Raw genomic sequence first — 23,389 nt, forward strand, 5'->3', positions numbered from 1 at the left:
GGTCAGGCTCCTGTCGTAGTGACGGTGTCGGTGTTGACGAGGTCGAGGAAGTCGCGCGGCGTCTTGGCGCGCTCGGCGTCGGGTGGCAGCGAGCAGCCGTACCGGTTCTCCAGCTCACCCACGATGCCGAGCAGGCCCAGCGAGTCCAGCCCGTACTCGGCGAAGGTCGCCTCGGGCCGGTTCGCCATGTCCTCCGGGTCGACGGTCAGACCGGCGGCCGACTTCATCAGCGCGGCCAGCTCGTCGAGGTTCAGTCGAGCGGTCATGGGAATCTCCTCTCAGGAGGGGGACTTTTCGCACCGCCGCAGCACCAGCGCCGAGTTGGAGCCCATCAGGCCCCGGCTCAGCACCAGCGCCGTCTGCAGATCGGCGGAACGGGACTTCCCGGTCACCACGTCGAGGTCGACGTTGACGTCGACGACGTTGGGGGTCGGCGGCACGACGGAGCCCTCCATCGAGAGCACCGCCGCCGCGATGTCCAGGACCGGGGCGCCGCAGTACGCCCGGCCGATGCCGGTCTTGGGCGCGGTCACCGGGACCCGGGTGGCGTGCGGGCCCAGGGCGTCGGCGAGCGCCAACGCCTCGGCCCGGTCCGCCGCGAGCACCCCGAGGGCGTCCGCGAACACCACATCGACCTCCTCGGGGGCGCACCCGGCGTCCGCCAGCGCGCTGCCGATCGCCCGGGCCAGGCCCTCCCGGGACGCTTCCCACAGAGCCGCCCCGGTGAAGGTGGCGGCATGACCGGCGACCACGGCCCGGGGCCGGGAGCCCCGGTCCACCGCCGCATCACGCTCCTCGACGACCAGCATCGCGCCGCCCTCGGCCGGCACGAACCCGCACGCGGCGTCGGTGAACGGCCGGTAGGCGCGGCCCGGTTCTTCGCACCGGCTGAGGTCCTCGTAGCCGAGCTGGCAGACCACCGAGTACGGGGCGAGCGGGGCCTCGGCCGCGCCCACCACCACGGCGTCGGTGCCGCGCCGGATGGTGCGGCCGGCGTGCGCCAGCGCGTCCAGCCCGCCGGCCTCGTCACTGGCCACCACACTGCACGGCCCCTTGAAGCCGCCGCGGATGGAGATCTGGCCGGTGCTGGCCGCGTAGAACCAGGCGATGGACTGGTAGGGGCCGACGTGGCGCGAGCCCTGGCCCCACAGGTGTTGCAGCTCCCGCTGGCCGAACTCGCCGCCGCCGGAGCCGGCCGCGGTCACCACCCCCACCGCGAACGGCGAGCGGTTGTAGTCGGCCCGGCCCAACAGGGCGTCGTCCAGCGCGAGGTTGGCCGCGGCCATCGCGAAGTGCGTGAACCGGTCGGTCTGGACGAGGAAGCGCTCCTCGATCAGCTCGGTCGGATCGAAGTCGCGGACCTCGCCGGCGACCTTGAGGGGCAGATGCTCGCACCCCTCGCGGGTCACCATGTCGACGACGCTGATGCCCTCCTTGGTGGCCTTCCAGAAGGCTTCGGTGTTGGACCCGTTGGGGGCGATCACACCGATGCCGGTGACGACGGGACAGCGCGTGTACGGGGAGTTCATCTCGTCCTCCCACCCGGGCGGGTCAGGACCACGGCCGACTGGAATCCGCCGAATCCGCTGCCCACGGACAGCACCGACCGCAGCGGTACTTCCCGTGCGGTCTTCGGCACGTAGTCGAGGTCGCACTCCGGATCCGGGTTCTCGTAGTTGGCGGTCGGCGGGACCACCTGATGGGTCAGGGCCAGGACGCAGGCCACGATCTCGATTGCGCCGATCGCACCCAGCGAGTGGCCCACCATCGACTTGATCGAGCTCATCGGCACCTTGTAGGCGTGGTCGCCCAGCGACTTCTTGACCGCCGCGGTCTCGTGACGGTCGTTCTGCTGGGTGCCCGAGCCGTGTGCGTTGACGTAGTCGACCTGGGTGGGGTCGAGCTGCGCGTGCGCCAGCGAGCGGTTGATCGCCTCGGCCATCTCCAGACCCTCCTGGGTCAGGCCGGTCATGTGGTAGGCGTTGCCGAAGGTGGCGTAGCCGCGGATCTCGCAGTGGATGGTGGCACCGCGGGACCGGGCGTGCTCCAACTCCTCCAGGACCAGGACGGCGCCGCCCTCGCCCATGACGAACCCGTCGCGCTGGGCGTCGAAGGGCCGGGAGGCGTGGGCGGGGTCGTCGTTGTTGGCGGAGGTCGCCTTGATGGCGTCGAAGCAGGCCACCGTGATCGGGGAGATCGGCGAGTCCGAGGCTCCCGCGACGTAGACGTCGGCCCGGCCCTCCTCGATGGCCTGGAAGGCGTAACCGACGGCGTCGAGGCCGGAGGTGCACCCCGTCGAGACGGTCTGCACCGGGCCGTGCGCGCCGATCTGCTCCGCCACCGCGGACGCCAGCGAACTGGGCGAGAACGCCCGGTGCAGATGCGGCCCGGCGGGTCGGTGGTCCACGTCCCAGCGGCGGCCGGACTCGCTGACCGCCACGTAGTCGTGCTCCAGGCGCGTGGTGCCGCCGACCGCGGTGCCCAGGGACACCCCGACCCGCCACGGGTCCTCCCGTGCCAGGTCCACACCGGCCTCCCGCAGCGCCTCCGCGGCGGCGACCAGCGCGAACTGGATGTACCGGTCCGACCTCGCCACCTGCTCCTCGTCCAGACCGTGCGCGGCCGGATCGAAGTCGCACTCGGCGGCGATCCGGGACCGGAAGCCGGTCGGGTCGAAGAGGGTGATGCCACGAGTGGCCGTCCGTCCGGCGGACAGCAGGTCCCAGAAAGCCGGGACCCCCACGCCGCCGGGGGCGACGATGCCGACGCCGGTGACCGCCACGCGGCGGGTCATGACACCGGCTCCGTACGTTCGGGTGGGGCGGCCGATGTGCGCTCCCCGGTGGCGGCCGCGCCCGCACCGGCCTCGGTGCCCTCGGTGTCGACGTGGCCCAGTTCCGGGCGCGGGGCCAGCGGGCCGAGGTGGAAGACCATCCGGGCCTGGGTGTTCCCGACGTTGCGGAAGCGGTGCCGCATGTACGGCGGGATCATCAGCCCCTGGTCCGGGCGCAGCGAATAGGTCTCCCCGTCGAGGTCGACTTCCAGGGCGCCCTCGACGACGTACACGAACTCCTCGGAGTACGGGTGGTAGTGCTCTCCGATGCGCTCGCCCGGCCGGACGAGAGCCATGCCCATGAAGCCGCTCGTGGCGCCCACCGCGCTGGGTGTCAGCATGGCGCGCAGATCACCTCCGCGCCGGCGGTTGGGCTGGGCCTCGCTGAGGTCGACGATGCGTGGGCGGTACGTGGTCATGGCTGATTCCTCCAGGGGCGTGATGCCGGTACATGGGCAGGGGGTGGTGCGGCCGGTGCGGCCCGGTGCGGCCTGCGGGGCGGCGGACAGCACGGCGTCGGCCGCTCGGGGGCCGGTGCTGGCACCGAGGGGGACGGTCGGCGCGGTCAGGCGTCCGGCGCCCGACGGTCGGTGATGAGGTCCATGTCGGCGCGGGCCAGGAAGTGCGCGAGCTCGCGTTCGGTGGTCAGACCGCCGGCCACGTCTCCGTCGAGCAGCCGCCGCAGCACGGCGAGCTTGCGGTCGCCCCGGACGCCGAGGGACACCAACGGGTCACGGTCGAGGGGGGCCCGCAGGTCGATGAGGCGGACGACGATGTCGTCGCGCTGGAAGATCGTGCTGCTGTGGACGGGGCACGCCGGGTCGTCGGCGGCCTCCTCGTCCTGGTGCGCCAGCATCTTGGCCAGCGTCAGGCCGCAGCCGGGCTTGGCCGGGTAGTACAGCGCGTGCCGGGCGATCTCGGAGCTCCCGGGGTCCTGACCGGCCGCCACGTGGTGCACCGCGGGCAGCGCGGCGCGGGTGAAGAACACCCGGGCGGAGTTGGGGTCGTTGAGGTCCCGGTCCTGCTCCAGGTAGGGGTTGATGGCCTCCTCGACGGCCCGGACCTCGGGCTGCTGGGAGACGTGGCGCAGCGCGGCGACCAGGTCGCCCTGCACCTCGATGGCGCGTACGACGCGGTTGCCGTACATGAACAGGGAGGTGCGGCGCAGCCGGGTGGTGGCGTCGACCCGGGCGGCCGGGGAGGTGTAGCCGGACAGGATGTCGGCCACCATGGGCTCACTGCCCGGCTTCACGGTGAACGTGAGGGCGTGCCGGACCACGCCGTCCCCGACGCGGGGGTTGGCCTGGAACCGGCCCTTGAGGGGCTCGGGGGTGCGGGCGGCGACGTTGGAGGTCTCGCGCAGGACGCTGAAGCGGAGGGAGCGGGTGTTGCGCACGCAGCTGTGCAGCGGCTGCACCATCTTGACGTGCTCCTCGCTGTTGACCCAGGCGAGGAACGGCGGGGCACTCTCCCATTCGCTGGTGATCAGCCACTGGGAAGGGTTCTCGATGGACTGGCACAGCTGGTCGGTGATGTGCCCGGGGACGGAGGCCACCTGGTTCCGCAGCTGCTCGTAGGCTTCCAGGAACTGCTGCTGGGCGCCGTCCTGCAGATCCAGCAGCAGTACGACCCGGAGTCTGGAGCCGTCGAAGGCGGACTGCGATATTCGTTCCGACAGCGTTGTCATCTTCTACGCATCTCCTCCGGGGCGTCTGGCCCCTGTGGTGCGTCGTCGGTTCCGGCACGGTCCGGGACTCGGGTGCCTCCCGGACCCCCGGTGCGACCCGGGCGACTGAGCCGGATGGGCGGACCTCCGGCCCCCGGCGTTTCGCGGGTGGCGGTCCGGATTCGATCGTGGCCAAGACCCACGGTCGGCGCGAGATCTGTGAGCCATGCAGGTGAACCGTGATGGAAGGGACCACCGGCCGGGCATGCGTTGCTCCATCTCCCGTACGCGCCGCTGGAGCTGGAGCCACGTACATGAACCCAAGGGTCGAGGGCCGGGTGCCGGTACTCATCGTGGGCGGGTCCCTGGTGGGCCTGTCCGCCTCGCTCTTCCTGGGACGCCTGGGCGTCCCCCACGTCCTGGTCGAGAAGCACGCGGACACCTCACGGCACCCCCGCGGACGGGGGAACAACGTCCGCACGATGGAGCTGTACCGGGTCGCCGGCGCCGAGGACCCGATCCGCGAGGCCGCCTCGGTCCTCGCCGACAACCACGGGATCCTGCAGGCCCGTTCGCTGACGGGAGACGACCAGGAGTGGCTGTTCCGGGAGATCGACCCGGGCGGCGGCCTGGCCAGGTTCAGCCCGTCCGCGTGGTGCCTGTGCAGCCAGAACGACCTGGAGCCGGTGCTGCTGCGGTGCGCCCGCGAACTCGGTGGCGACCTGCGGTTCAGCACCGAGCTGATCACGTCCGAGCAGGACGCCGACGGGGTGACCGCGGTCGTCAAGGACCGGAACACCGGCGAGCACGCCACCCTGCGCGCCGACTACCTCATCGCCGCGGACGGCCCGCGCAGCCCGGTGCGGGAGCGGCTGGGCATCGGTCAGAAGGGCCCCGGCGACCTCTTCCACAACGTCAGCATCACCTTCCGGGCCCGGGAGCTGGCGGACGCGGTCGGCGACCGCCGCTTCATCGCCTGCTACCTGACCGACCCCGAGGCCGACGGGGCCCTGCTGCCGGTCGACAACCGCGAGGAGTGGGTCTTCCACGCGCCCTGGCACCCCGAGCGCGGCGAGACGCTGGAGGACTTCACCGACGAGCGGTGCGTCGCGCACATCCGCCGGGCGACCGGCGTGCCCGACATGGCGGTCGAGATCACCGGCAAGGCACCCTGGCACGCCGCGGAGCGGGTCGCCGAGCGGTACTCCGCCGGCCGGATCTTCCTCGCCGGCGACGCCGCCCACGAGATGTCCCCCACGGGGGCGTTCGGCTCCAACACCGGCATCCAGGACGCGCACAACCTCGCCTGGAAGCTGGCCGCGGTGCTCGACGGCGCCGCGGCCCCCGCGCTGCTGGACACCTACGAGGAGGAGCGCCGGCCGGTGGCCGAGGTGACCAGCGCCCGCGCCTCGGCCCGGTCTGCCGAGCACAGCCACCCCGGCTACGACCCGGCGCCCGGTGGCAGCGGCCGGCAGCGCGGGGTGCTGACCGTCGCCCTCGGCTACTGCTACCCGTGCGGCGCGGTCATCGGCGCCGACCCCGAACTGCCGGTCGTCCCGGAGCAGCTGCGGCTCACCGGCGAACCAGGCACCCGGGCCCCGCACCTGTGGCTGCACGAGGACGGCGCGCGGCGCTCCACGGTGGACCTCTACGAGCGGTCGTTCGTCCTGCTGACCGGCACCGAGGACGGCAAGATCTGGCGCGCCGCGGCGGAGGCCGCCGCGGCACACTGGTCGGCCTGCCTGGACCACTACCGCATCGGCACCGACGCCGACGCCGACCTGGTCCCGGAGGAGGGCGTCGACTGGGCCGAGGTGCACGGGACGGCACCGGAGGGCGCGGTGCTGGTGCGGCCGGACGGCTTCGTGGCGTGGCGCGCGGACGGGCGGGTGGCCGACCCGGAGGGGGCCCTGCGGGAGGTACTGGGCGGGCTGCTCCGCCGCGCCTGATTCCGCCGGTGCCGACGGATCCGTCGGCCGGCCCACCAGGGGCCGACGGGGCGGGCAGCGGCTCCGCCGGCCCCTGGAACGTATCTCCTGACCGTTGCTGTAAGCCGCTCGGCAAGACCTCAACGCACACCGCTGACCTGCTGCAGAACGGGTCACAGCCCGCTGATTGCCGCCCGATCCGCGCGGCGTTGGTCCGTCACTGGTCCGTGGGCTCAAAAACCTGGTCCGTGATCAGACACTTCCGCCCCTGATACGAACGAAGCTGCACCTGGGTCCGGGCCGAATCAAACGCTGCCGTTGTCACAATGAGCAACATAGGCGGTTGCCGATAGGTGCTGCTTCCGGGAAGGAGAGTCGGGCTCAGCGTTGCCCCCTCGGAGCCGCGCCCCAGTTCTGGGACTGTTCGACGGCGCAGCTGCCCCTGGCTCGGGGTCATATCCGGTACAGCACAGTGGCATTGTTAGTGCTAGCCGCCAGTTCGGTGCCGGCGTCGTTGAGTGCGAGATTGAAGATGAACCAAGGGGTTTCGATCGCTCGCATCAGGTGACAGAGGTTGTCATAGATCCGGATGGTGCCTTGGGTCACCGTAGCGATTCGTGTGCCCGCGGCGTTGATCGCTCCCACGCCGCCGTCGAAACCGTGCCTTGCAGGTATGGAGCAGCTGGATGCGTCTGATGCCTTCCGAGTGTCGGCGATCACCCAATCTCTCGCGTCGGGACGGTGGTAGACGATGCGCTCACCATCAGCGCTTAGCAACGTGCGTCCTCGATCGCCAGCGCGCAGGGTCACTATGGTCGTTTTCCCGGTCCGCGTGTCGCGTAGCTCGTTTCGTTGCTCATTTCCGAGGGCCTTGCGTGGGATGAGCAGATACCGACCTCCCTGGCTTACGGTCACGGGCACATAGTGGCCATCCAGACTCAGGGCATCCGAAGGGAGGCGGGATGGGAAGTGCAGTGGCAGGGTGGCAAGGCGGCTTGGTGCGCCGTCCCACGGGAAGAGCAGCGCGCTGCGGCCGCTGATAGGGAAGTGGGGGATCACAAGTAGGCCGTCCTTCTGCGCTGTCACAGCGGGAGGACGATGGTCCGGCATGAAGCGTGGAGGCACTTGCGCTGAGCCCGATGTCTCCTCTTTGCCTGTGCGGGGGTTCCAGCTTTGGAGCGTGCCTTTGTGGTCCATGGTGACGATGTGTTGCATGTCCGGCGCGAAGGCCATTTCCTGGACGTCGCGATTGTTCGTCACAACAACCTCTGAAGGGTCGTCCGGCAGTGCGTAGCGGACCGTGAGACCACACGCGAGCAGCGTTGCGGTGAGGGCCACGGCCGCCCGGATGCGGCGGCGCGCGATGCTTTGCGGAGTGCGGGGGGCTCGGTCCTGCGCCAAGGAGCGACTGGCGAGCCGTTCTTGCAGACGGATATGCCGGAACTGGTAGGCGCCGGCGGACTGGCGCAGCAACTGACGTTCTCGCATGTCGGCAAGGAACCGCATGAGCCTCCAGGGGAGTTTGCCCCGCACGGCGAGAAACAGCCGTAGCAGGAGGAACCTGAGCCAGGCCCGGGTCAGCACGGTGAGTACGGCGATGCTCGCTGCATACATCAAGAAAATCTCGGCGCTGTCCGACAGGTCGCGAGGGTGGCCAACCAATGTCGAGGGATAGGCGTCGTTCATTGTGGGGAGCTGTTCGAATGCGCCGGCGGGAAGGCCAAAGGACGTGTGGGTGACGTAAAGGACCGCCATAGAGACTGCGGCCTGCGCCAAGGCCAACAGAGGGGTCACAGCGAGACCGAGAGCAACTCCTGCGGCCAGCGCTCCGACGACGGAGGATGCACGGTCTTGCCTGAGGAGGCCCAAGGGACCGGCGCCGGTTGAACGCTCAGGCGGGGCATCAAGCCAAGCGTGGACCGCCACAGTCAAGCAGACCGCGAGCCCAACCCCCACAACGGCCGCCAGGAACATGATGTAGCGCAGGCGTTCGCTGCTGATCCAGCCTTCTGCGGAGAAGGCGATCTGTCCAGTGACTGTGACGACGACAGGGCAAGCGAGGATCGCGCTCAGCTTCATCCCTGCGGTGAAGCCGGTGCGCAACCGCCCGAGTGACCCGCGCCGGGTGAACGACAGCCTGCCTGGTGGCCGGTGCGGTGCCGCATACCAAGTGATGGCGGCCAGGACTCCGCCCCCGACGCACAACAGAACCCCACTTCCGCCGAAGATCTCTTTGCCTTGCGCCACAATGACCATGGCGGCGGCGGCCATGATGGTCAGGGTCACCACGATGCCCACGACGAGCCCGGCCGACCGTGGCAGCAGGCGGTCGTTCATCACCCACCAGTGCAGGTCGCGTTCTCGCTGCCGGTGCAGGTAGGTGGCCAAGAAGGTCAGGTACCGCTCGGCGCGCTCGGCTTTGCCTAGCCAGGCACCGTCGGCCTGCTGCCCGCAGCTTCCCGGTGATGGTGCGTAGGCGGCGATGACGAGATGGTCGATCAGGTGATCCTCCACCGCGTGTGCCGCCTCGAACGCCAGCAGGTCGGCAGGGTCGTGGCCGGTATTGCTGTAGACGGTGCGCGCCAGGGACAGCGCCAGCGGGGTCGACAGCGCCGTGGCCAGCGGACCATCGGGATCCGTGCGTAGGCGCTCGTAGACCGGCTCCCAGGTCACGCCCTCGGGCCAGCTCACCGCACTCAGGTAGGCAATGCCGTCCGCCACGGAGACCGGGGCCACCTCCACGACCGGAGCCCGGCGCAGCACCGGGGAGCCGCCCTCGACGACGTCCTGGTACTCCACCGAGCGGCAGGTCAGAACGACGCCACGTTCCTCACCGAACGCTTCAATGATCGCCCGCACCGCACTGCGCCGGGACGCCTCGGGCATCTCGTCCAAACCGTCGAGCACGGCCAGCAATCGCCGGTGCGCCAGCAGCCGTCGCGGAACATCCTCCCGCCCGCCGTAATACGCCTGGGCCAGCGCGGCCACCATCCAGTCGTTGAGCGACACGCTCACCGGATCCCAGCCGGACACCTGTAACAGCACCGGCACCGGCGCGCCGGAAGCGCGCTCGGCGAGCAGGCCGAGGGTGAGCATGGCGGCCAGCACGGTCTTGCCTGCCCCGGGCTCCCCCAGGATCACCAACCGGCCGCTGTCGAGGCGCCGATAGCCTTCCGCCAGGCGTGCGGCGGCGGCATCGAACCCACCCTCCAAGCGGCCGTCCAACGACAACCGCAACACGCGACCGGCCACTGAGCCGACCAGGCTGGCCGGCGGTGCAGCCACCGGACGGTTCGTCGCCGACCAGGACAACGGGATCACCTGGGGATCCCGCAGATTCCGGGCGGTGATCTCCTCCTGCCACTGCTCGCGCACCGTGACGGCCAAGTCGTCCGCGAGCTGCGCGGTGTCCGCTGGCGGCGCCAGCGTCGGAAGCAGGTCGGCCAGGGATACCGCCAGTGCGGCAATGGATACGAACAGGCCGGCCCAGGCTGTGAGTTGCTCTTCCCCGAAGGGCTTGCCGGAGTGCACAACCACCCAGCCCAGGACAAGCGTCACCAGTGCCAGCAGGCCGAACACCACAAGGCGCGCCCACCGCCGCCGCACATACCGCGGAAGTCGACTCATCCCAGCAGAGTGCCCAAAAACCTCCGCTCCTGACCACGGAACACAAGAATCGGGCGATGCCCGCACACCGCTCGGGAGCAAGATCCAGTGAAATAGGGTTCAGCTCGGCCGCCTCACCTGTGGACACACTGCCACTGGCGGCCCTTGGCAGCCGTAAAGTCACTGGCCTCGGGACTAGACGCGGATAGTGGCCCAGGTCACGTAGCCTCCGCCAAAGCCCTCGTGCTGGCCGACATCATCAGCGACTCGGTGCACCAAGTACAGGCCCGGCTCGCCCTGCGGCAGGGGCAGAGCTCCCGCCATCTCTCCCACCGGTGCAGTGACGTCGACGCCGTCGAAGGTGATCCAACTCGTCACGTCGGCGCGCTGACGCGATGCCGCGCGGTGATGTCGACGAGTTCAGTGGGCAGGGCCAGGACATCCCGCTTGACGCCTTCCCGTTCTGCACCCCAAAGAAGCATGGGCAGCGTCCGGCGCGCGAACGCTGTGGTGCGTGCCATGGCCTTGGCCGGCGCGGCATTCGGGCCAACGGAGAAGGTGATGTTGCTGTCCGTCATCAGGCGCTACCACGGAGCCAACGGCACCTTCTGCAGGCCGCGTTCAGCAGAGGAGAGCATCGCGTCCAACCGGTCCGTCCGACGGGACACAGGCCGGGCACAGCAAGCCCGCCGAGGGCAGCTTCGCGGAACGGCTGGACTACCTGTGCAAGAACGACCCGCGGGGGCCACTGAGCAACCCACAGGTCGTTCGAATGCTGGATGAGCAGGGCTTGCCCAGCTTCTCGACTACCTGAGTGTGGCAGTTGCGTACCGGCCGGGCCGACAACCCGACCAAGAAACACATGGATGCACTCGCTACGCTCTTCGGCGTCCCTCAGGACTACTGGTCCAACCGTGCCACCACCGGTGTCGCGAACAGCATGATCAGTCGCCTCAACGAGTTCAAGGATCCGGCGCATCCTCCGAGGAGCTGCACCAGCAACTCCAGTCCTGCACCGCGCGGATGAACCAGGGAGCCGCTCCGGAGGCACGCGTGGAACAGATGGCGACCCTCGCCCGGCTCAGGGAGGCCGACGTGACCGCAACTACGCTGAAACGCCTGCAGATGCACGAGTCACGGGGATCGCCATGCGGGCAGTCGGTCTGTCCGACGAAGGGCTCACCGCTGCTGTGGCGATGATCGACCAGGTTCGTCGACTCGAAGGGTTGCCCCCGAACCGACATCATCACCCGAGAGCCAAAAACAACAAGGGACAGAGGACCATCAGCACAAGGAGCCATCCATGAGGCGCCGCTCACGCCGTACGAACCGAGTCGAGTCGATACCTGAGGACCCGGTCCTCGAAGAATGCCGCTCCTTCGTCCGCTTCCTGGGGCTCCCCCGCCTTGAGAGCGTGCGACCTGTGCGGGTACATCGAAGAGCTGATCGGCGAGCCGATCCACCTCGCGCCGGGTAAGCGAGCCGACAGCACCACCCCCTGCGCGGCAGCCAGCACGGTGGCCGCGGCCTCTTTGCCGATGACGACCTTCGCGGCTCCCGCCGCCACAGCGACCAAGGACACCATGAACACCGCCCCTTACCGCTCCACCGCACGCGCTCAGCTCGACGCTCTGCGGCGCGGCTCCATGTCCGCGCGCGACCTCCTGGAGCGCGTCCTCAACCACCACGCCAAGGTCAACCCCGGGTTGAACGCAGTGGTGACCCTTGACGCTGCCGCTGCCCGCGCCGCCGCGGACAAGGCCGACGCCCACCTGGCCAGGACCGGCCGGCCCCTGGGCCCGCTGCACGGGCTACCCATCACGCTCAAGGACGCCCTGGAGACCAAGGGACTGCGCACCACGTGCGGCAGTCCCGACATGAACAACCACGTCCCCACCACCGACGCGGACGTCGTCGCACTGCTCCGCAGAGCCGGGGCCGTCATCATCGGCAAGACCAACGTGCCGACCATGTGCCAGGACCTGCAAACGTCCAACCCCCTCTTCGGGAAGACGAACAACCCCTACTCCCCCGACCACACCGCCGGCGGCTCCTCCGGCGGCCCGGCCGTCGCCGTCGCCACCGGCCTGAGCGCGCTGGAAGTCGGCTCCGACCTGGCCGGGTCTTTGCGTCTGCCCGCCGCCTACTGCGGCGTGTACGCGCTGCGGACCTCACGCGGCACGGCTCCGATCGTCCCGACCCGAGGTCATGTTCCCCGGCCGCCGGGCTGGCTCACCAGCTCTGACATGCTGTCCCTCGGCCCGATCGCGCGGGACGCCGAAGACCTTGACCTACTCCTCGATGTCCTCGTCGCTCCGGCCCCCGACGACCGCGACGCGTGGCGCATCGACCTGCCCGCGGCGAAGTCGACCACACTGCGCGGACAACGTGTAGGGGTCTGGGCCGACGACGAGTTCTGCCGGGTCGACGCCGCTACGCGAAACCTCCTCGACCAGGTCACCCGCCAGATCCGTGGTGCAGGCGCGAGCGTTGACGATCAGTCCCGCCCCGTCGACTTCGCCGAAAGCAACCGCCTCTTCGAACGGCTGATGTACGCCACCTCGGCTGCATCGGCCCCTGATGACGTATTCGCTGACGAAGTGAAGGCTGCCGATGCGGTCAACGACAATGCACCGTCTGCTCAGTACCTGAAGTCGCGCACCATGCGGCACCGCGACTGGATGCGCGCCGACGAAGATCGGCAGAAGCTGCGCGCGAAGTGGCACGCCTACTTCGCCACCCACGACCTACTGCTCACTCCGGCCGCGCCGACTGCCGCCGTCCTTGACCAGACCTCCACACCTTCGCAGGACCGGTACATCACCGTGGACGGGAAGAAGCGGAGCTTCTATGACCAGACGAGCTGGGTGAACCTCGCAGGCCCCGTTGGCCTGCCCGCCCTTGTCATGCCGGCTGGACGCACCAAAGAGGGGCTGCCCCTCTCCCTCCAGATCGTCGGCCCCTACCTTGCAGATCGGTCGGTCATCGCGGCGGCCGAGGCAGTGTCCCGTCTGTTGCCTGTGCTCGACCCGCCGCCCGCCTTCACTGTTTGACCACAGCAGCGTGCGGCGGTCTAGCCACAGTCGGGACCGGGCCGCCGCACGCGTTTCGAGGGCAGAAGGTCAGCACAGTCCGAATTGCCCTGAGCAGCGCGGGCTTGTTGCTCCGCGGCTGCCTCGGCTGCGACGTCCTTTTGGCGCAGCAGCGTGACGAGCGGGGCCTGTGCCTGAGCCCGTGCGCGTGCCTGCGCTGTTGGAACTCGGCTGACGTCGCCCAACGCACCAGGACCTCCTGGACGCTGAGTTCTGTCGGCTCGGCGTCGACGGTGCACTTCACGTGCGGCTGCTCCGGGCGGTGGCGGATCTCGCGCATGGTGGCGAACCAGTCGGGTCCGTACGCGCCTGCGATGACGACCAACGTGCCGGTTTCGTCGTCGGGCATCTCCTGCCACTGGCTGCTGGTGCGGAACCGCCAGATCACCCCCTCGAACTGATCCCGCAGCCGCTCGGGGTACGGCCCGTACTCGCCTATCGACAGGAACGGATCGATCAATTTCCACTGGTCGTCGGTGAGTTGCCCGCGTATCACGATCGCCTTCCCACCGGATCCGCCTTCCCGAGGAAGCCGGATCGGCAAGATTGATCACGACACTGGGGCGGAGGAATCGTGGGCTGGGACGGACAGTGGGAAGACGCCTACTACACGCCTTCGGACTGGACACTCGTCAAGGTCCGCCTCGGGCCGGCCGCGGACTTCAAGCCGTCGGCGACCACGTTGGTCGGCACGACCACCGCGGCGGCGGGCGGGACGATCACCGTGGCCACGGGCGACTACACCACGGCGTGGGTCCGGCTGCGAGACCTCAACACGGCGCAGATCGCCGGCCCGGCGGCGGCCACCGCCGGGACACCCCGGCAGGTCAAGGGACCGGACGCTGGAGGGCACGCACCTGGTGGCGGGCACCGTAGGCTCAGCCGCGGCTACATCCAGTGCGGCAAGGCAGGAACTTCCTACCGCGGGGTGCCCGGCGCGAACCACACGTTGGCCGGCGGCAGCGTGCGCACCATGACCCTCAGTTCCGGCAACGCCGAGGACTACGGCCAGGCCCGCCTCCTCCTCGCCGCCTGCACGCCCGAGCAGCGCCCGAAGCCGAGCTGGCCTCCGATGCCTTGGACGGCCGAGCAGACCTGCTCGTCAACCGCGTTATCAGCTTCGACAACGTCGCCATGGGCACCGTCGCCATCACCCCGTCGACCGCCAACCGCCCGCAGCCGGCGACCATCACCGGCCTCAACGTCACCGGCACCACGTTCCGTGCCTGGGCCTGCCCTATGAGCTCGGCACCGGGAACGGGCGTGCTCGGGTACACGGCAACAGCCGTTACCGGCACTGGTCTGACGATCCGGCTGAACCGCAAAGACCTTGTTCGGACCACCGTTCACCGGGTGATCACCGGGAGTTGACGTGGGAGTTGAGGAAGCAGAGAGGACCCCACCGTCGATCCACCGCATCGCGCGCTGCCGCACAACGGACTGCCCTGCCGAGGACCGGCCCTTCGAAGTTGTGCTGTACGAGAATGCCGGGAATCCGAAATACGTCGCGGTCTGCGGTCGGCCTGGTGACACCATCACCGACCTCATGGAAGTCGAACTGGCCACGTAGCCTGTTGCCTCACCGATCCTGCCGCCCAGTTGAAGGGCGCAGGGAGTGTTCACCCTTTGCCACTTGCCCTGAGAGAGCTCAGCTCTTCTCGAGGTAGGCGTCGATCACGAAAGCCATCTCCCGCAAAATACTGTCCGATTCACCACTGAACGCACCTGAATCCTGAACCCGCCGAAGTTCGACCGATGCGTTATATCGCCGAAAGATCAGGCGTCTACACGATCCCGCTCGGAGGGATTCTTAGATGTCGGCAAACTGTGCAGACTGTCCAGCGAATAGCCGATTACCGCATCGTCCCCGATGCCCGGTTCGTGGGTGTGGTTCATGTCCAACCCGGTCCGGGCATCTCCAGCTGTTTTCATTTTATTTAAGTACTCTTCGGCCTCTCCTCGACCCTTGCAACGAGTGACGACAATAGACACCTCGGCCTTCTGAGATGCACTGGTCCAGGCACACGAAGTAAGTTCGGGCCCAATTTCCGCCGGAGGGGATTCCTTGGAGCCTGGAACCCATCTCCTGAAATTAGGATTTTACCAGATTGCGCCACACACATATGGCGGGGATTGGAATTTATGTTCATCCATCTCACATTTCACGAGAAGGGCCACACCAGCCACAAGGCAGAGAACAGTGACAATGCGCGTGACCTGCAGCTGGGACAGAGGCCGCCTCGGAGGGCGGCTGTAGGTGTACACCCCGCCAGTAATCGTTCCTGCTTGGATCACCGGGCCATGGAATTCAGTTCCCGCGACCTCGTCATGCGCCCCACTCAACGGCGTGACCAGCGGAGCACCCCCATCACGATCCTGCCCGTCTGCCACCTTTGCCCCGCACCCCCTACCCCGTACCCCCGTACGAATCGATGCAACGTGCCTGGATTATGGCGCAGGGCGCGCCACATCAGCTACGTGTCCCAAGAGAACCTTTGTGGGATCAGCACTTCGCCTTCTTTGAAAAAGGCCGCGCCGTCAGCACCGTTCTTAAAGCGAGCTCCGAGGGCGGCCGCGCACACCACGGCATGCGAATGGGTGGCACCTTCGATGCCAGGGACGAGAATCCAAGCCCATACCTGCCAGGTGGCGCGAGGAAGCCGTACCAGCAACATGCCGCAGCCGGGAAGCAGAGCAGGGCACAAGGGGCGCAGCCCTGCACTGTACGGCGTGCGGGGAGCCGCGGACCCGTCACGGGGTCCCGGCTCCCGCACACCGAAGGACAGCAATCCTGACCTGCGCGTCTCTGACCTGCGGACAGGTGGGATTCGAACCCGTCAGGACACTCTCGCGTCCGCACGCATCTTCTGACCTTCACCGCCGCAGGCGCATCTGGCGCGTGGACCAGCCCGATGCCGCAACTCCCGGGGCGATCTCGTGTTGTTCGGGCATGGACGCCAAGAAGACCCCCGCCCACCCCTTCCAGCGCATCTCGCTGCCGCACCAACCGCCCCGGCTCCCGCCGCCCGCCCCCCGGCGCCCCGTCGACGAGGACACGCCGATCTTCGACCAGTTGCTCAGGGAGTGGCGGGCCGGCACGCTGCGTCCCGCGGTCAGCTGGCCGGTCGACGAACCCGGGAAGATCAGGCCGGGCACGGTTGTTGGGGGCGAAGACGGACGTCCCCGTCCACGGAACCGCATGGAGGAGCCCGAGCATGAGCCTGTACGACATCCCGCTGCGCACCCTGACCGGTGAGCCCGCTTCCCTGGCCGACTATCGGGGCAAGGCCCTGCTGGTGGTGAACGTGGCGTCCAAGTGCGGGCTGACCCCGCAGTACACGGGGCTGGAGCGGCTCCAGCAGCAGTTCGCCGACCGCGGGTTCAGCGTGCTGGGCTTCCCCAGCAACCAGTTCGCGGGCCAGGAGCCCGGCTCGGCCGAGGAGATCGCCGCCTTCTGCTCGACGACGTACGGCGTCAGCTTCCCGTTGTTCGAGAAGACCGACGTCAACGGCGCGGACCGGCACCCGCTGTACGCCGAGCTGACCAGCACCCCGGACGCCGAGGGCGCGGCCGGCGACGTCCAGTGGAACTTCGAGGGTTTTCTCTCCAATGAACGTCACGCCATAGCGGCGTAACGCCCCTGGTCGAGCTTCCGCGCCTCTTTCCACACGGGGATGATCTCGACTGAGCTGCCCCGAGTTTCGTAGCGGCCGGTTTGCGTGTTTTCAGGCGGCGTTGGGGTTCGCCTGGGATCGGTAGTAGTGGGCCTCGAATTCCTCGGGTGGAAGGTAATCGAGGGCGGAGTGAAGGCGCTCGGTGTTGTACCAGCCGACCCACTGGACGACAGCGCGTTCGACCTGGCCAGCGTCGTGCCAGGGCCCTTGGTGTTCGATCAGTTCGGCCTTGAAGGTGCCGTTGAGGGCCTCGGCCATGGCGTTGTCATAGCTGTCGGCGACGGAGCCGACGGACGCGGTCGCGCCGGCCTCGATGAGCCGTTCGCCGTAGCGGATGGACACGTATTGCGAACCGCGGTCGCTGTGATGAATGAGACCCGAGCCCTTCTTGATCCCGCGCCGCCACAGGGCCATCTCCAGGGCGTCCAGTGGAAGATCGGTGCGCATGTGGGTGGCAAGCTGCCATCCGACGATCATCCGCGAGTACACGTCCAGGACGAAGGCGACGTAGACCCAGCCCGACCAGGTGCGGATGTAGGTGAGGTCGGCGACCCAGAGCTGGTTGGGGCGGTGGGCGGTGAAGTGCCGGTTGACCAGGTCCGGCGGTCTGGGAGCGGACGGCTCGGGGATGGTGGTGCGGCGCCGCTGCCCGCGGATCACGCCTTCCAGGCCGTCCTCGCGCATCAGCCGCTCGATGGTGCAGCGGGCCGCGGCGATGCCCTCGCGCCCCAGCTGGCGGTGGATGCGTCTGGCTCCGTAAGTCTCGCCGGAAGCAGCGTGGATACGGCGGATGCGTTCGGTGAGGTGTGCGTCGCGCTGGCGCCGGGCGGACATCGGGCGCTTGCGGCGGGCGTTGTATGCCGAGACCGACAGGTCCAGTTCCCGGCATACGGGCTCGACCCCGAAGTCGTCGCGGAGGTGGTTGATCACCGCGTCGGCCTCGTGCGGGGCTGGTCGAGCTCCTTCGCGAAAAACACGCTGGCGGCCTTCAGGATCTCGTTCGCCCGTCGCAACTCGGCTATCTCTTTGCGGAGTTGGGCCAGCTCAGTCCGCTCGGCCGTGGTCAGCAGGTCGGACCGGCTGCCCTGGTCGGCCTCGGCCTGGCGGACCCAGCCACGCAGGGCTTCCTTGTGGATACCGAGGTCACGGGCCACGTGAGCGACCGGACGGCCTGAGGTCTGGACTTCGCGGACGGCTCGCTCGCGCAGCTCGTCGGGGTACTTCCGTGGTGCGGGCATCGGACCTGCGTTCTCCCATCTGCCGAGGCGATCATGCCTGGCTTCAGGGCCGCTACAAAATCCGGTTCAGTTCAGCCAGGGGTTTGAACCCGGTTCCGTTGAGGTACCGGGCGTAGAGCTCGACGACGACGTCGCGCAGCTCCGGGTCGATCTCATAGCGCTCTTGCTGGAGTGCTCCGGTCTCGGGGTCGTACCTCTTGTGCCAGATGTAGCCGAACCGCGGCTTGCCCATCGCGGGAAGCTGGGCGTTGCGGCGGTAGTCGTGTGCTTCCTTCCACTGCTCGCCGATGCGGTCGGCCTCGAACGCGGCAACCTCGAACAGCACACCGCGGGTGAACCGGCCGGTTGCGGTCCGCGGGTCGGCATCCTCAGTGGCCGAGTAGAGCTGTCCCCCGACCTTCTCAACGCGGGTGAGGTTAATCGCGACGCCGTGTCGACTACGGCCGAACCGGCTGAACTTCCATACGGCGATCTCCTTTGCGATGCCGCCCTCAATGGCCGCGATGGCCTTCATGATCTTGCGATGGAAGTTGGTACCGGTGGCGTCGAGGTCGATCACCCACTGCACGATGCGCCGCCGTGTGCGCTTGGCCCAGTCCTCGATACTGGTCCGTTGCAGCTCTGGGCTGATCTTCTCTTCTTTCCAGGTCGAGACCCGTATGTACCCGATGGCGGGTATCAGTTCACCGAACGTGTCGGCGGGCGGCTGGACTTCCATAGGTTCCCCTGTTCCTCGGTGAAGTCATCGGCCTTGCGGGATTGTTCGACGGATGGCGGCGCGGTGGTCCGCGCGCCTTAACGACGAAGGGCCCACCGAGTGGTGGGCCCTTCGGCAGTGACTTGGGAGTCAAGTCATGGCCCTCTCAGGTTTGTTGTGGGGACCATCGTGCAGGATGGCGACTTTGTTGACCGCCGTGGGGGCGACGCCCGGTTGCACTCGGCCTTCTCGTACGTCCTCGTAGCACTGGAAGTAGCCAGCCTTGGCGTGGTGTTCGGCCTCGGCTTCGACTTTGCGGAGGGTCATTCGCCATGCACTGATGAGCAAGGCCGGAACGGCGATCAGGGTGGTGATGCCACCGGCGTAGAGCGGTGCGACGTGCTCAGAGTGCAGGAGACCCTCGCCAAGCAGGGTGAGGGCAGCGACGACGACAGACGCGAGGGCGTACATGACGGTGTGCAGGGTGCGTCGAGACATGGTTTTCCTTGTTACTTACTGGTGCCGCCTCTCTCGGGTGTTTCGTCGAGGAGTGCGTTCACCATGGACATGACCGCGGCTTTGTGTGCCGGCCTGGTGATGCCGAGCGCCGCGAGCGCTTCGTCGGTACTGATCGACGTGGGCCGTTCGACTTCGGCCTCGGGGATGATGCCGGCCAGTACCAGGAGCGGGGTTAGCGGGACGTTGAGCGCCTGAGCGACCTTGCCGAGAGTGGCAGGGTCAGCTCCGCCGTCGTCCCGCAACAAGCGTGAGACGGTCGCTTGAGGGATGCCTGATTCGTCGGCAAAGGCTCGCCGGCCGCCTCCCCTCTGCGAGAGGTTGTATCCGCGACGCTGCAATTCGTCATGGAGCCACCGACCAACGGTGAGCGCTCCACCGGGCTGTGGGAGACGGGCCTGGGGTTTCATGCTTGCAATGTACCGCGCACGGGCGATCGCTAACGCACTGGCGGCGATTTTTAGGCATGGCTTTGACCCCCTTTTGACGCACCCAGGGTGACGAACACCCCTGGTGACTGATCGTACACATGATCGCTGCGTTAGATACAAGCGGATAAGTGCACGTTGCGTGATTTACCCACCCATCCGACGCTACCCCCCACCACCGACAACGGGCCTTGATCAATCTAACTTCCACTCGCGATTGATACCTGCTACGTTCCACTCGTGATTGATACATCGTACTCACGAGAGGTCGTACGGACGTGGCCTACACCCCTGCCCATCTGATCGCCGCCGCCCAGACGCACGGCGACCACACCACCGCCGAAATCGCGCGCCGCCTCGGCGTCCCCTACGTCTCCGCCTACCGGTGGGTGACCGGGCGCCACGCGCCCGGCCCGGAGGGGCTCGCCGCCATCGAGCGGGCCTATGGCGTCACCGCGGCCACGATCTTCACCGGGGAGGCGCCGTGATCACCTCCAAGGAAGAGGCGTTTGCCGCCGCCCGCGCCGTGCTGGATCGGGCCCGCGCCCGCCGTGACTCCATGCCCATACGCGCTGCGGCCGAGGCCGCCGCCGTCGGCAGCGCCCACACCGCCGACGAGATCGAACTCATCTTGCGCCGTCTGCGCCGCCAGGCCGCCGCGGATCCCACCCGCGCGGCAGACCTGCCTGCCGCGGCCTGACGCCGCCGGCCTCGACCTCACCCTCGCCCCACACTCGAAGGAATCAGCGATGACCGTCGTCACCCTCGCCGACCACCAGGCTCAGCAGCAGCACCTCGCCGCCCCCTCCATGCCCCGCATGTCGGTCGAGACCAAGCTCGACTACTGCCGCGCGTTCGCCGCGTCCGGTCTGCTCCCCCGCCAGTTCCGCGGGCAACCGGCCAACCTGCTCTATGCGGTCGAGTACGCCGAGAGTCTCGGCCTGCACCCCATGGTCGCCATCACCGGCGTGCACGTAATCGAGGGCAAGCCGAGCGCGTCATCGGCCCTGATCTCCGCCCTTGTCCGGCGCGCCGGGCACCGGTTGCGTATCAAGGGCGACGCGACGGCCGCCGTTGCTCAGGTCATCCGCACCGATGACCCCGACTGGACGTTCGAGGTTCGGTTCACCATCGAGGACGCGCGCCGGGCCGGGCTGCTCGGCAAGGATGTGTGGAAGAAGTACCCGGCATCGATGCTCAAGGCCCGCGCGCTATCCGCTGTCGCTCGGGACGCCTGCGAAGAGGCGTTGTTCGGCATCCACTACACCCCCGAGGAACTCGGGGCCGTGGTCGACCAGGAGGGGAACCCGGTCTACCTCGCCGGAGAGATCCAGCAGGACACCGGCGAGCAGGCTCCGCAGGACGTCGAGCAGCCCGACTTCCTCGCCCTGGCGCAGGACTGCCCGGACGCCGACGCCGTGCGCGCGGTGTGGGGACAGGCCAAAGCCGCGGGCGCCCCGGCCGACTACCTCGCCCAGGTCGCCGCGATCGGCCGGAACAAGCCTGGCGCCAAGGTGGCTGAGCAGCCGCCGGCCGAGGTGGTCGAGGACGTCGTCGAGGCTGAGCCAGCCGGTGACGCCCAGATAGCCGCAGACACCGCTACCGCTCGGGCCGAGATGTACGACGCTGCGCAGGCCGCCGGCCTCGACGTCGAGGAGGCCAACGAGGCATTCGAGGCGGCGCACGGGTGCCAAGCCGTCTTCGCCACCGCGGAGCAGTTGCGAGCCCAGGCCGCCGACCTGCGTGAGGCCGTCGAGGGGGACCGGTGAGCGCCGAGGACATCAAGGCCGCGACCACCCGTGAGGCCGTGCTGAAAGCACTGTTGGACGAGGTGAAGGCCGCTTACGAGGAGGCGCGCACGGAGGTGCAGCACCACCTCGACGCCGCCCAGGAAGCCACCGGAGCACGGCAGTTCGCCGCCAGCCTGCCGGACGGTACGAAGGTGGGCACCATCTCGCTCACGGGCGGGGAACCGGCCGCGCAGATCGTCGACGAGCAGGCGTTCACGGCCTGGGCCCGAACGGCGTTCCCGGCCGAGCGCGTAACGCGGATCGTCAAAGAGATGCGGGCCGCGTTCGTCGAGCGGCTGCTCGGCGAGATGACCGCGGCCGGTGTGCCGCAGATCGTCGACCCGGCCTCGGGCGAGGTGCATGAGGTGCCCGGGGTGGAGATCCGGCCCACGAGGCGCCGCTCGCACTCCGTGCGGTTCGCCAAGGGTGGCAAGGGCCTCGTCGGCGAGGCGTGGCGTACGGGCGTGTTGGCGCCCCTGGTGCTGCCCATGCTCGCCCCCGGCACGGCAGATGACGCCGCATGAGGTGCGGCCACTGGGACGGCTCGGAGCGCCGCTACTGCGGCGCGCCGGGCACCCGCCGGTACGTCATCGGCCATCGCTGCCCCCTGCACTCCCCTGCCGCTCTGAAAGACCCATCAAGCCGCATGTAAGGAAGGCGCGTTGAGCCTCGACGCCATGGACTGGGTATGGACCCGGTCCGCCGCCAAAGGAACGGCGCGCATGGTGCTGCTCGCCATCGCCGACAAGTGCCCCGGCCCCGACTGCACCGCCTACGCGGGCACGACCATGCTCGTGCAGCGGACGAACTCGGCCCGCTCGTCCGTCGTGACCGCCGTCGACAAGCTGCTCGAAACTGGCGAGTTGGAAGTCGTCAAGGGCAAGACCGGCCCGCGCCGAGAGACCGTGTATCGGCTCCCGCTCGCCGTCGGCCACCACAGGGCCGAGTCCGATTCGGCCCCTTATGGGGGTCCGAAATCCGGACCGGTACGGAATCCGGACCGGTCCGAGAACCGGACCCCCGGGGGTACAGATTCCGGACCCCAGGGGTACGAAAACCGGACCCCCACCGGTCCGGAATCCGGACCCCAGAACGCATATGAACGCAATCACCAAGAAGAACAGCAGCAGCCGCGCGCGGGTGCGTCACCGGTAGTCGAGCAACTGCGCCCCCTCGACGCCGCCGGAGTCGAGGTCAGGTGGACGCTCGGACTCGGCGAGCAGCGCGACGTATGGCGCCTGGTCCAGGCGCACGGCGCCGCCGCCCTGGTTGATCTCGCCGCCCGCCGCACCCACCCCGACGACGGCCCCAAACCGGCCCGCTACTGGCTGCGTGTCTGGTCCGACCTCGACCACGCCCCCGCCGCCACGCCGCACGGCTCCAACGTCGTCCCGCTACGGCCCGCGCCGGCTGCTCCCACCAGCCATACCGACAACTTGGCAGCAGGGCTCGCCCTGTTGGAGAAGGAAGGATTCGCCTAATGCAGCACGCCCACGTCGCCGCCCTGTTGAACTTCGCCGCCACCCTCGACAGCCGCGTACGTCGCGTCATGGCCAGCCCCGAGCAGTCCGCGGCCACCATCCGCACGTGGACGCAGGCCCTCGACGGCATCCCCGCGGAGTCCGAGGCCGCTGGCTGGGACGTCGGCCGCGCTGTGCGCCGCTACTACGAACAGCGCAACGGCGACCGCAGCGCACAGTTCCGGCCGATCGAGCCGCACGACCTACTCGCCGCCTTCGCACCGCACCGCGCCGAGTTGATGAACCGCCACACCGACCCGGCGCCGGCGGTCGACCCGGACCACGTCGACGCCTACCTCGCCGAGCTGCGCACCTCGCGCACGGCCGTCGCCACCGGCCAGGCCGCGCCCGTCGAGCACCCCCAGCTCACCGGCGGACCGCACCCCGCCATCGAGGCCCGC

General features: G+C 68.7%; 23 protein-coding genes and 1 pseudogene. 10 read left to right on the plus strand and 14 right to left on the minus strand.

Annotated elements, in window-relative coordinates; genetic code table 11:
* Positions 1–2: 2 nt before the first annotated feature.
* The 5 genes from JNO44_RS08215 to JNO44_RS08235 all read right to left on the minus strand — a co-directional run bounded on the left by JNO44_RS08215 (position 3) and on the right by JNO44_RS08235 (position 4,520).
* Entirely contained in the window at positions 3–266 is a 264-nt protein-coding gene (locus tag JNO44_RS08215) for an acyl carrier protein (protein WP_205362600.1), read from the minus strand.
* Between the two features lie 12 nt (positions 267–278).
* Positions 279–1,529 (minus strand): beta-ketoacyl synthase N-terminal-like domain-containing protein, encoded by a 1,251-nt coding sequence (locus JNO44_RS08220; protein WP_205362603.1) that lies wholly within the window; start codon positions 1,527–1,529, stop codon positions 279–281.
* On the minus strand, positions 1,526–2,794 hold the full coding sequence (locus JNO44_RS08225; protein WP_205362605.1) for a beta-ketoacyl-[acyl-carrier-protein] synthase family protein: 1,269 nt from the start codon (positions 2,792–2,794) through the stop codon (positions 1,526–1,528). The genes JNO44_RS08220 and JNO44_RS08225 overlap by 4 nt, the downstream gene beginning before the upstream one ends.
* Positions 2,791–3,252 (minus strand): cupin domain-containing protein, encoded by a 462-nt coding sequence (locus JNO44_RS08230; protein ID WP_205362606.1) that lies wholly within the window; start codon positions 3,250–3,252, stop codon positions 2,791–2,793. Before JNO44_RS08230 ends, JNO44_RS08225 begins: the two co-directional genes overlap by 4 nt.
* Positions 3,253–3,398: 146 nt before the next feature.
* Positions 3,399–4,520 (minus strand): SchA/CurD-like domain-containing protein, encoded by a 1,122-nt coding sequence (locus JNO44_RS08235; RefSeq protein ID WP_073448209.1) that lies wholly within the window; start codon positions 4,518–4,520, stop codon positions 3,399–3,401.
* 293 nt (positions 4,521–4,813) lie between these two features.
* Here JNO44_RS08235 and JNO44_RS08240 point away from each other — a divergent pair, with 293 nt between their 5' ends.
* Positions 4,814–6,448, plus strand: coding sequence for an FAD-dependent oxidoreductase (locus JNO44_RS08240; protein ID WP_205362607.1), 1,635 nt, complete (start codon positions 4,814–4,816; stop codon positions 6,446–6,448).
* A gap of 432 nt (positions 6,449–6,880) precedes the next feature.
* On the opposite strand, the gene JNO44_RS08245 is transcribed toward JNO44_RS08240, so the two are convergent.
* Both JNO44_RS08245 and JNO44_RS08250 read right to left on the minus strand, forming a co-directional pair.
* Positions 6,881–10,009, minus strand: coding sequence for an NACHT domain-containing protein (locus JNO44_RS08245; RefSeq protein WP_205362608.1), 3,129 nt, complete (start codon positions 10,007–10,009; stop codon positions 6,881–6,883).
* 398 nt (positions 10,010–10,407) lie between these two features.
* Positions 10,408–10,611: a hypothetical protein gene (locus JNO44_RS08250; RefSeq protein ID WP_205362609.1), complete on the minus strand. Its 204-nt coding sequence runs from the start codon at positions 10,609–10,611 to the stop codon at positions 10,408–10,410.
* A 284-nt stretch (positions 10,612–10,895) separates the two neighbouring features.
* Here JNO44_RS08250 and JNO44_RS08255 point away from each other — a divergent pair, with 284 nt between their 5' ends.
* Complete coding sequence (locus tag JNO44_RS08255) at positions 10,896–11,060, plus strand: hypothetical protein (RefSeq protein ID WP_205362610.1); 165 nt, start codon at positions 10,896–10,898, stop codon at positions 11,058–11,060.
* Between the two features lie 379 nt (positions 11,061–11,439).
* Positions 11,440–13,086: an amidase family protein gene (locus JNO44_RS08260; RefSeq protein ID WP_338058562.1), complete on the plus strand. Its 1,647-nt coding sequence runs from the start codon at positions 11,440–11,442 to the stop codon at positions 13,084–13,086.
* A 340-nt stretch (positions 13,087–13,426) separates the two neighbouring features.
* On the opposite strand, the pseudogene JNO44_RS08265 reads toward JNO44_RS08260, so the two are convergent.
* Positions 13,427–13,621: pseudogene (locus JNO44_RS08265) on the minus strand (transposase); the annotation flags it as partial.
* A 110-nt stretch (positions 13,622–13,731) separates the two neighbouring features.
* Positions 13,732–13,857 (minus strand): hypothetical protein, encoded by a 126-nt coding sequence (locus JNO44_RS44395; RefSeq protein ID WP_268825863.1) that lies wholly within the window; start codon positions 13,855–13,857, stop codon positions 13,732–13,734.
* A gap of 345 nt (positions 13,858–14,202) precedes the next feature.
* Between JNO44_RS44395 and JNO44_RS08270 the strand changes: the two genes are divergently transcribed.
* Positions 14,203–14,496 (plus strand): hypothetical protein, encoded by a 294-nt coding sequence (locus tag JNO44_RS08270; protein ID WP_205362611.1) that lies wholly within the window; start codon positions 14,203–14,205, stop codon positions 14,494–14,496.
* A gap of 1,844 nt (positions 14,497–16,340) precedes the next feature.
* Positions 16,341–16,760 (plus strand): glutathione peroxidase, encoded by a 420-nt coding sequence (locus tag JNO44_RS08275; RefSeq protein ID WP_240167483.1) that lies wholly within the window; start codon positions 16,341–16,343, stop codon positions 16,758–16,760.
* A gap of 90 nt (positions 16,761–16,850) precedes the next feature.
* Here the strand turns inward: JNO44_RS08275 and JNO44_RS08280 are convergent.
* The 4 genes from JNO44_RS08280 to JNO44_RS08295 form a co-directional block, all read right to left on the minus strand.
* Positions 16,851–18,037, minus strand: a protein-coding gene (locus JNO44_RS08280) for an IS3 family transposase (RefSeq protein ID WP_420882600.1) whose coding sequence is annotated in 2 segments (ribosomal slippage) — positions 16,851–17,764 and positions 17,764–18,037 — 1,188 coding nt in all. Because the reading frame shifts where the segments join, the coding sequence is not laid out codon by codon here.
* A gap of 52 nt (positions 18,038–18,089) precedes the next feature.
* Positions 18,090–18,755 (minus strand): recombinase family protein, encoded by a 666-nt coding sequence (locus JNO44_RS08285; RefSeq protein ID WP_205362612.1) that lies wholly within the window; start codon positions 18,753–18,755, stop codon positions 18,090–18,092.
* 129 nt (positions 18,756–18,884) lie between these two features.
* A complete protein-coding gene (locus JNO44_RS08290; protein ID WP_205362614.1) occupies positions 18,885–19,232 on the minus strand; it encodes a hypothetical protein in 348 nt (115 codons plus the stop codon).
* An 11-nt stretch (positions 19,233–19,243) separates the two neighbouring features.
* The gene (locus JNO44_RS08295) at positions 19,244–19,660 is read right to left on the minus strand and encodes a helix-turn-helix domain-containing protein (protein WP_205362616.1); all 417 of its coding nucleotides are present in this window, start codon (positions 19,658–19,660) and stop codon (positions 19,244–19,246) included.
* Between the two features lie 296 nt (positions 19,661–19,956).
* On the opposite strand from JNO44_RS08295, the gene JNO44_RS08300 reads away from it, so the two are divergent.
* From JNO44_RS08300 to JNO44_RS08320, 5 genes are all read left to right on the plus strand, one after another.
* The gene (locus tag JNO44_RS08300) at positions 19,957–20,166 is read left to right on the plus strand and encodes a helix-turn-helix domain-containing protein (RefSeq protein WP_205362618.1); all 210 of its coding nucleotides are present in this window, start codon (positions 19,957–19,959) and stop codon (positions 20,164–20,166) included.
* A complete protein-coding gene (locus JNO44_RS08305) occupies positions 20,163–20,378 on the plus strand; it encodes a hypothetical protein (protein WP_039638391.1) in 216 nt (71 codons plus the stop codon). Before JNO44_RS08300 ends, JNO44_RS08305 begins: the two co-directional genes overlap by 4 nt.
* A 49-nt stretch (positions 20,379–20,427) precedes the next feature.
* Complete coding sequence (locus tag JNO44_RS08310) at positions 20,428–21,447, plus strand: hypothetical protein (protein ID WP_205362619.1); 1,020 nt, start codon at positions 20,428–20,430, stop codon at positions 21,445–21,447.
* On the plus strand, positions 21,444–21,992 hold the full coding sequence (locus tag JNO44_RS08315; RefSeq protein ID WP_205362620.1) for a hypothetical protein: 549 nt from the start codon (positions 21,444–21,446) through the stop codon (positions 21,990–21,992). The genes JNO44_RS08310 and JNO44_RS08315 overlap by 4 nt, the downstream gene beginning before the upstream one ends.
* Before the next feature lie 138 nt (positions 21,993–22,130).
* Entirely contained in the window at positions 22,131–22,949 is an 819-nt protein-coding gene (locus JNO44_RS08320) for a hypothetical protein (RefSeq protein WP_205362621.1), read from the plus strand.
* 242 nt (positions 22,950–23,191) lie between these two features.
* Here the strand turns inward: JNO44_RS08320 and JNO44_RS08325 are convergent, their stop codons facing one another.
* Positions 23,192–23,371, minus strand: coding sequence for a hypothetical protein (locus JNO44_RS08325; RefSeq protein ID WP_205362622.1), 180 nt, complete (start codon positions 23,369–23,371; stop codon positions 23,192–23,194).
* Between the last annotated feature and the right edge of the window lie 18 nt (positions 23,372–23,389).

It is taken from the genome of Streptomyces noursei (genome assembly GCF_016917755.1).
In the GTDB taxonomy this organism is placed as follows: Bacteria; Actinomycetota; Actinomycetes; order Streptomycetales; family Streptomycetaceae; genus Streptomyces; species Streptomyces yunnanensis.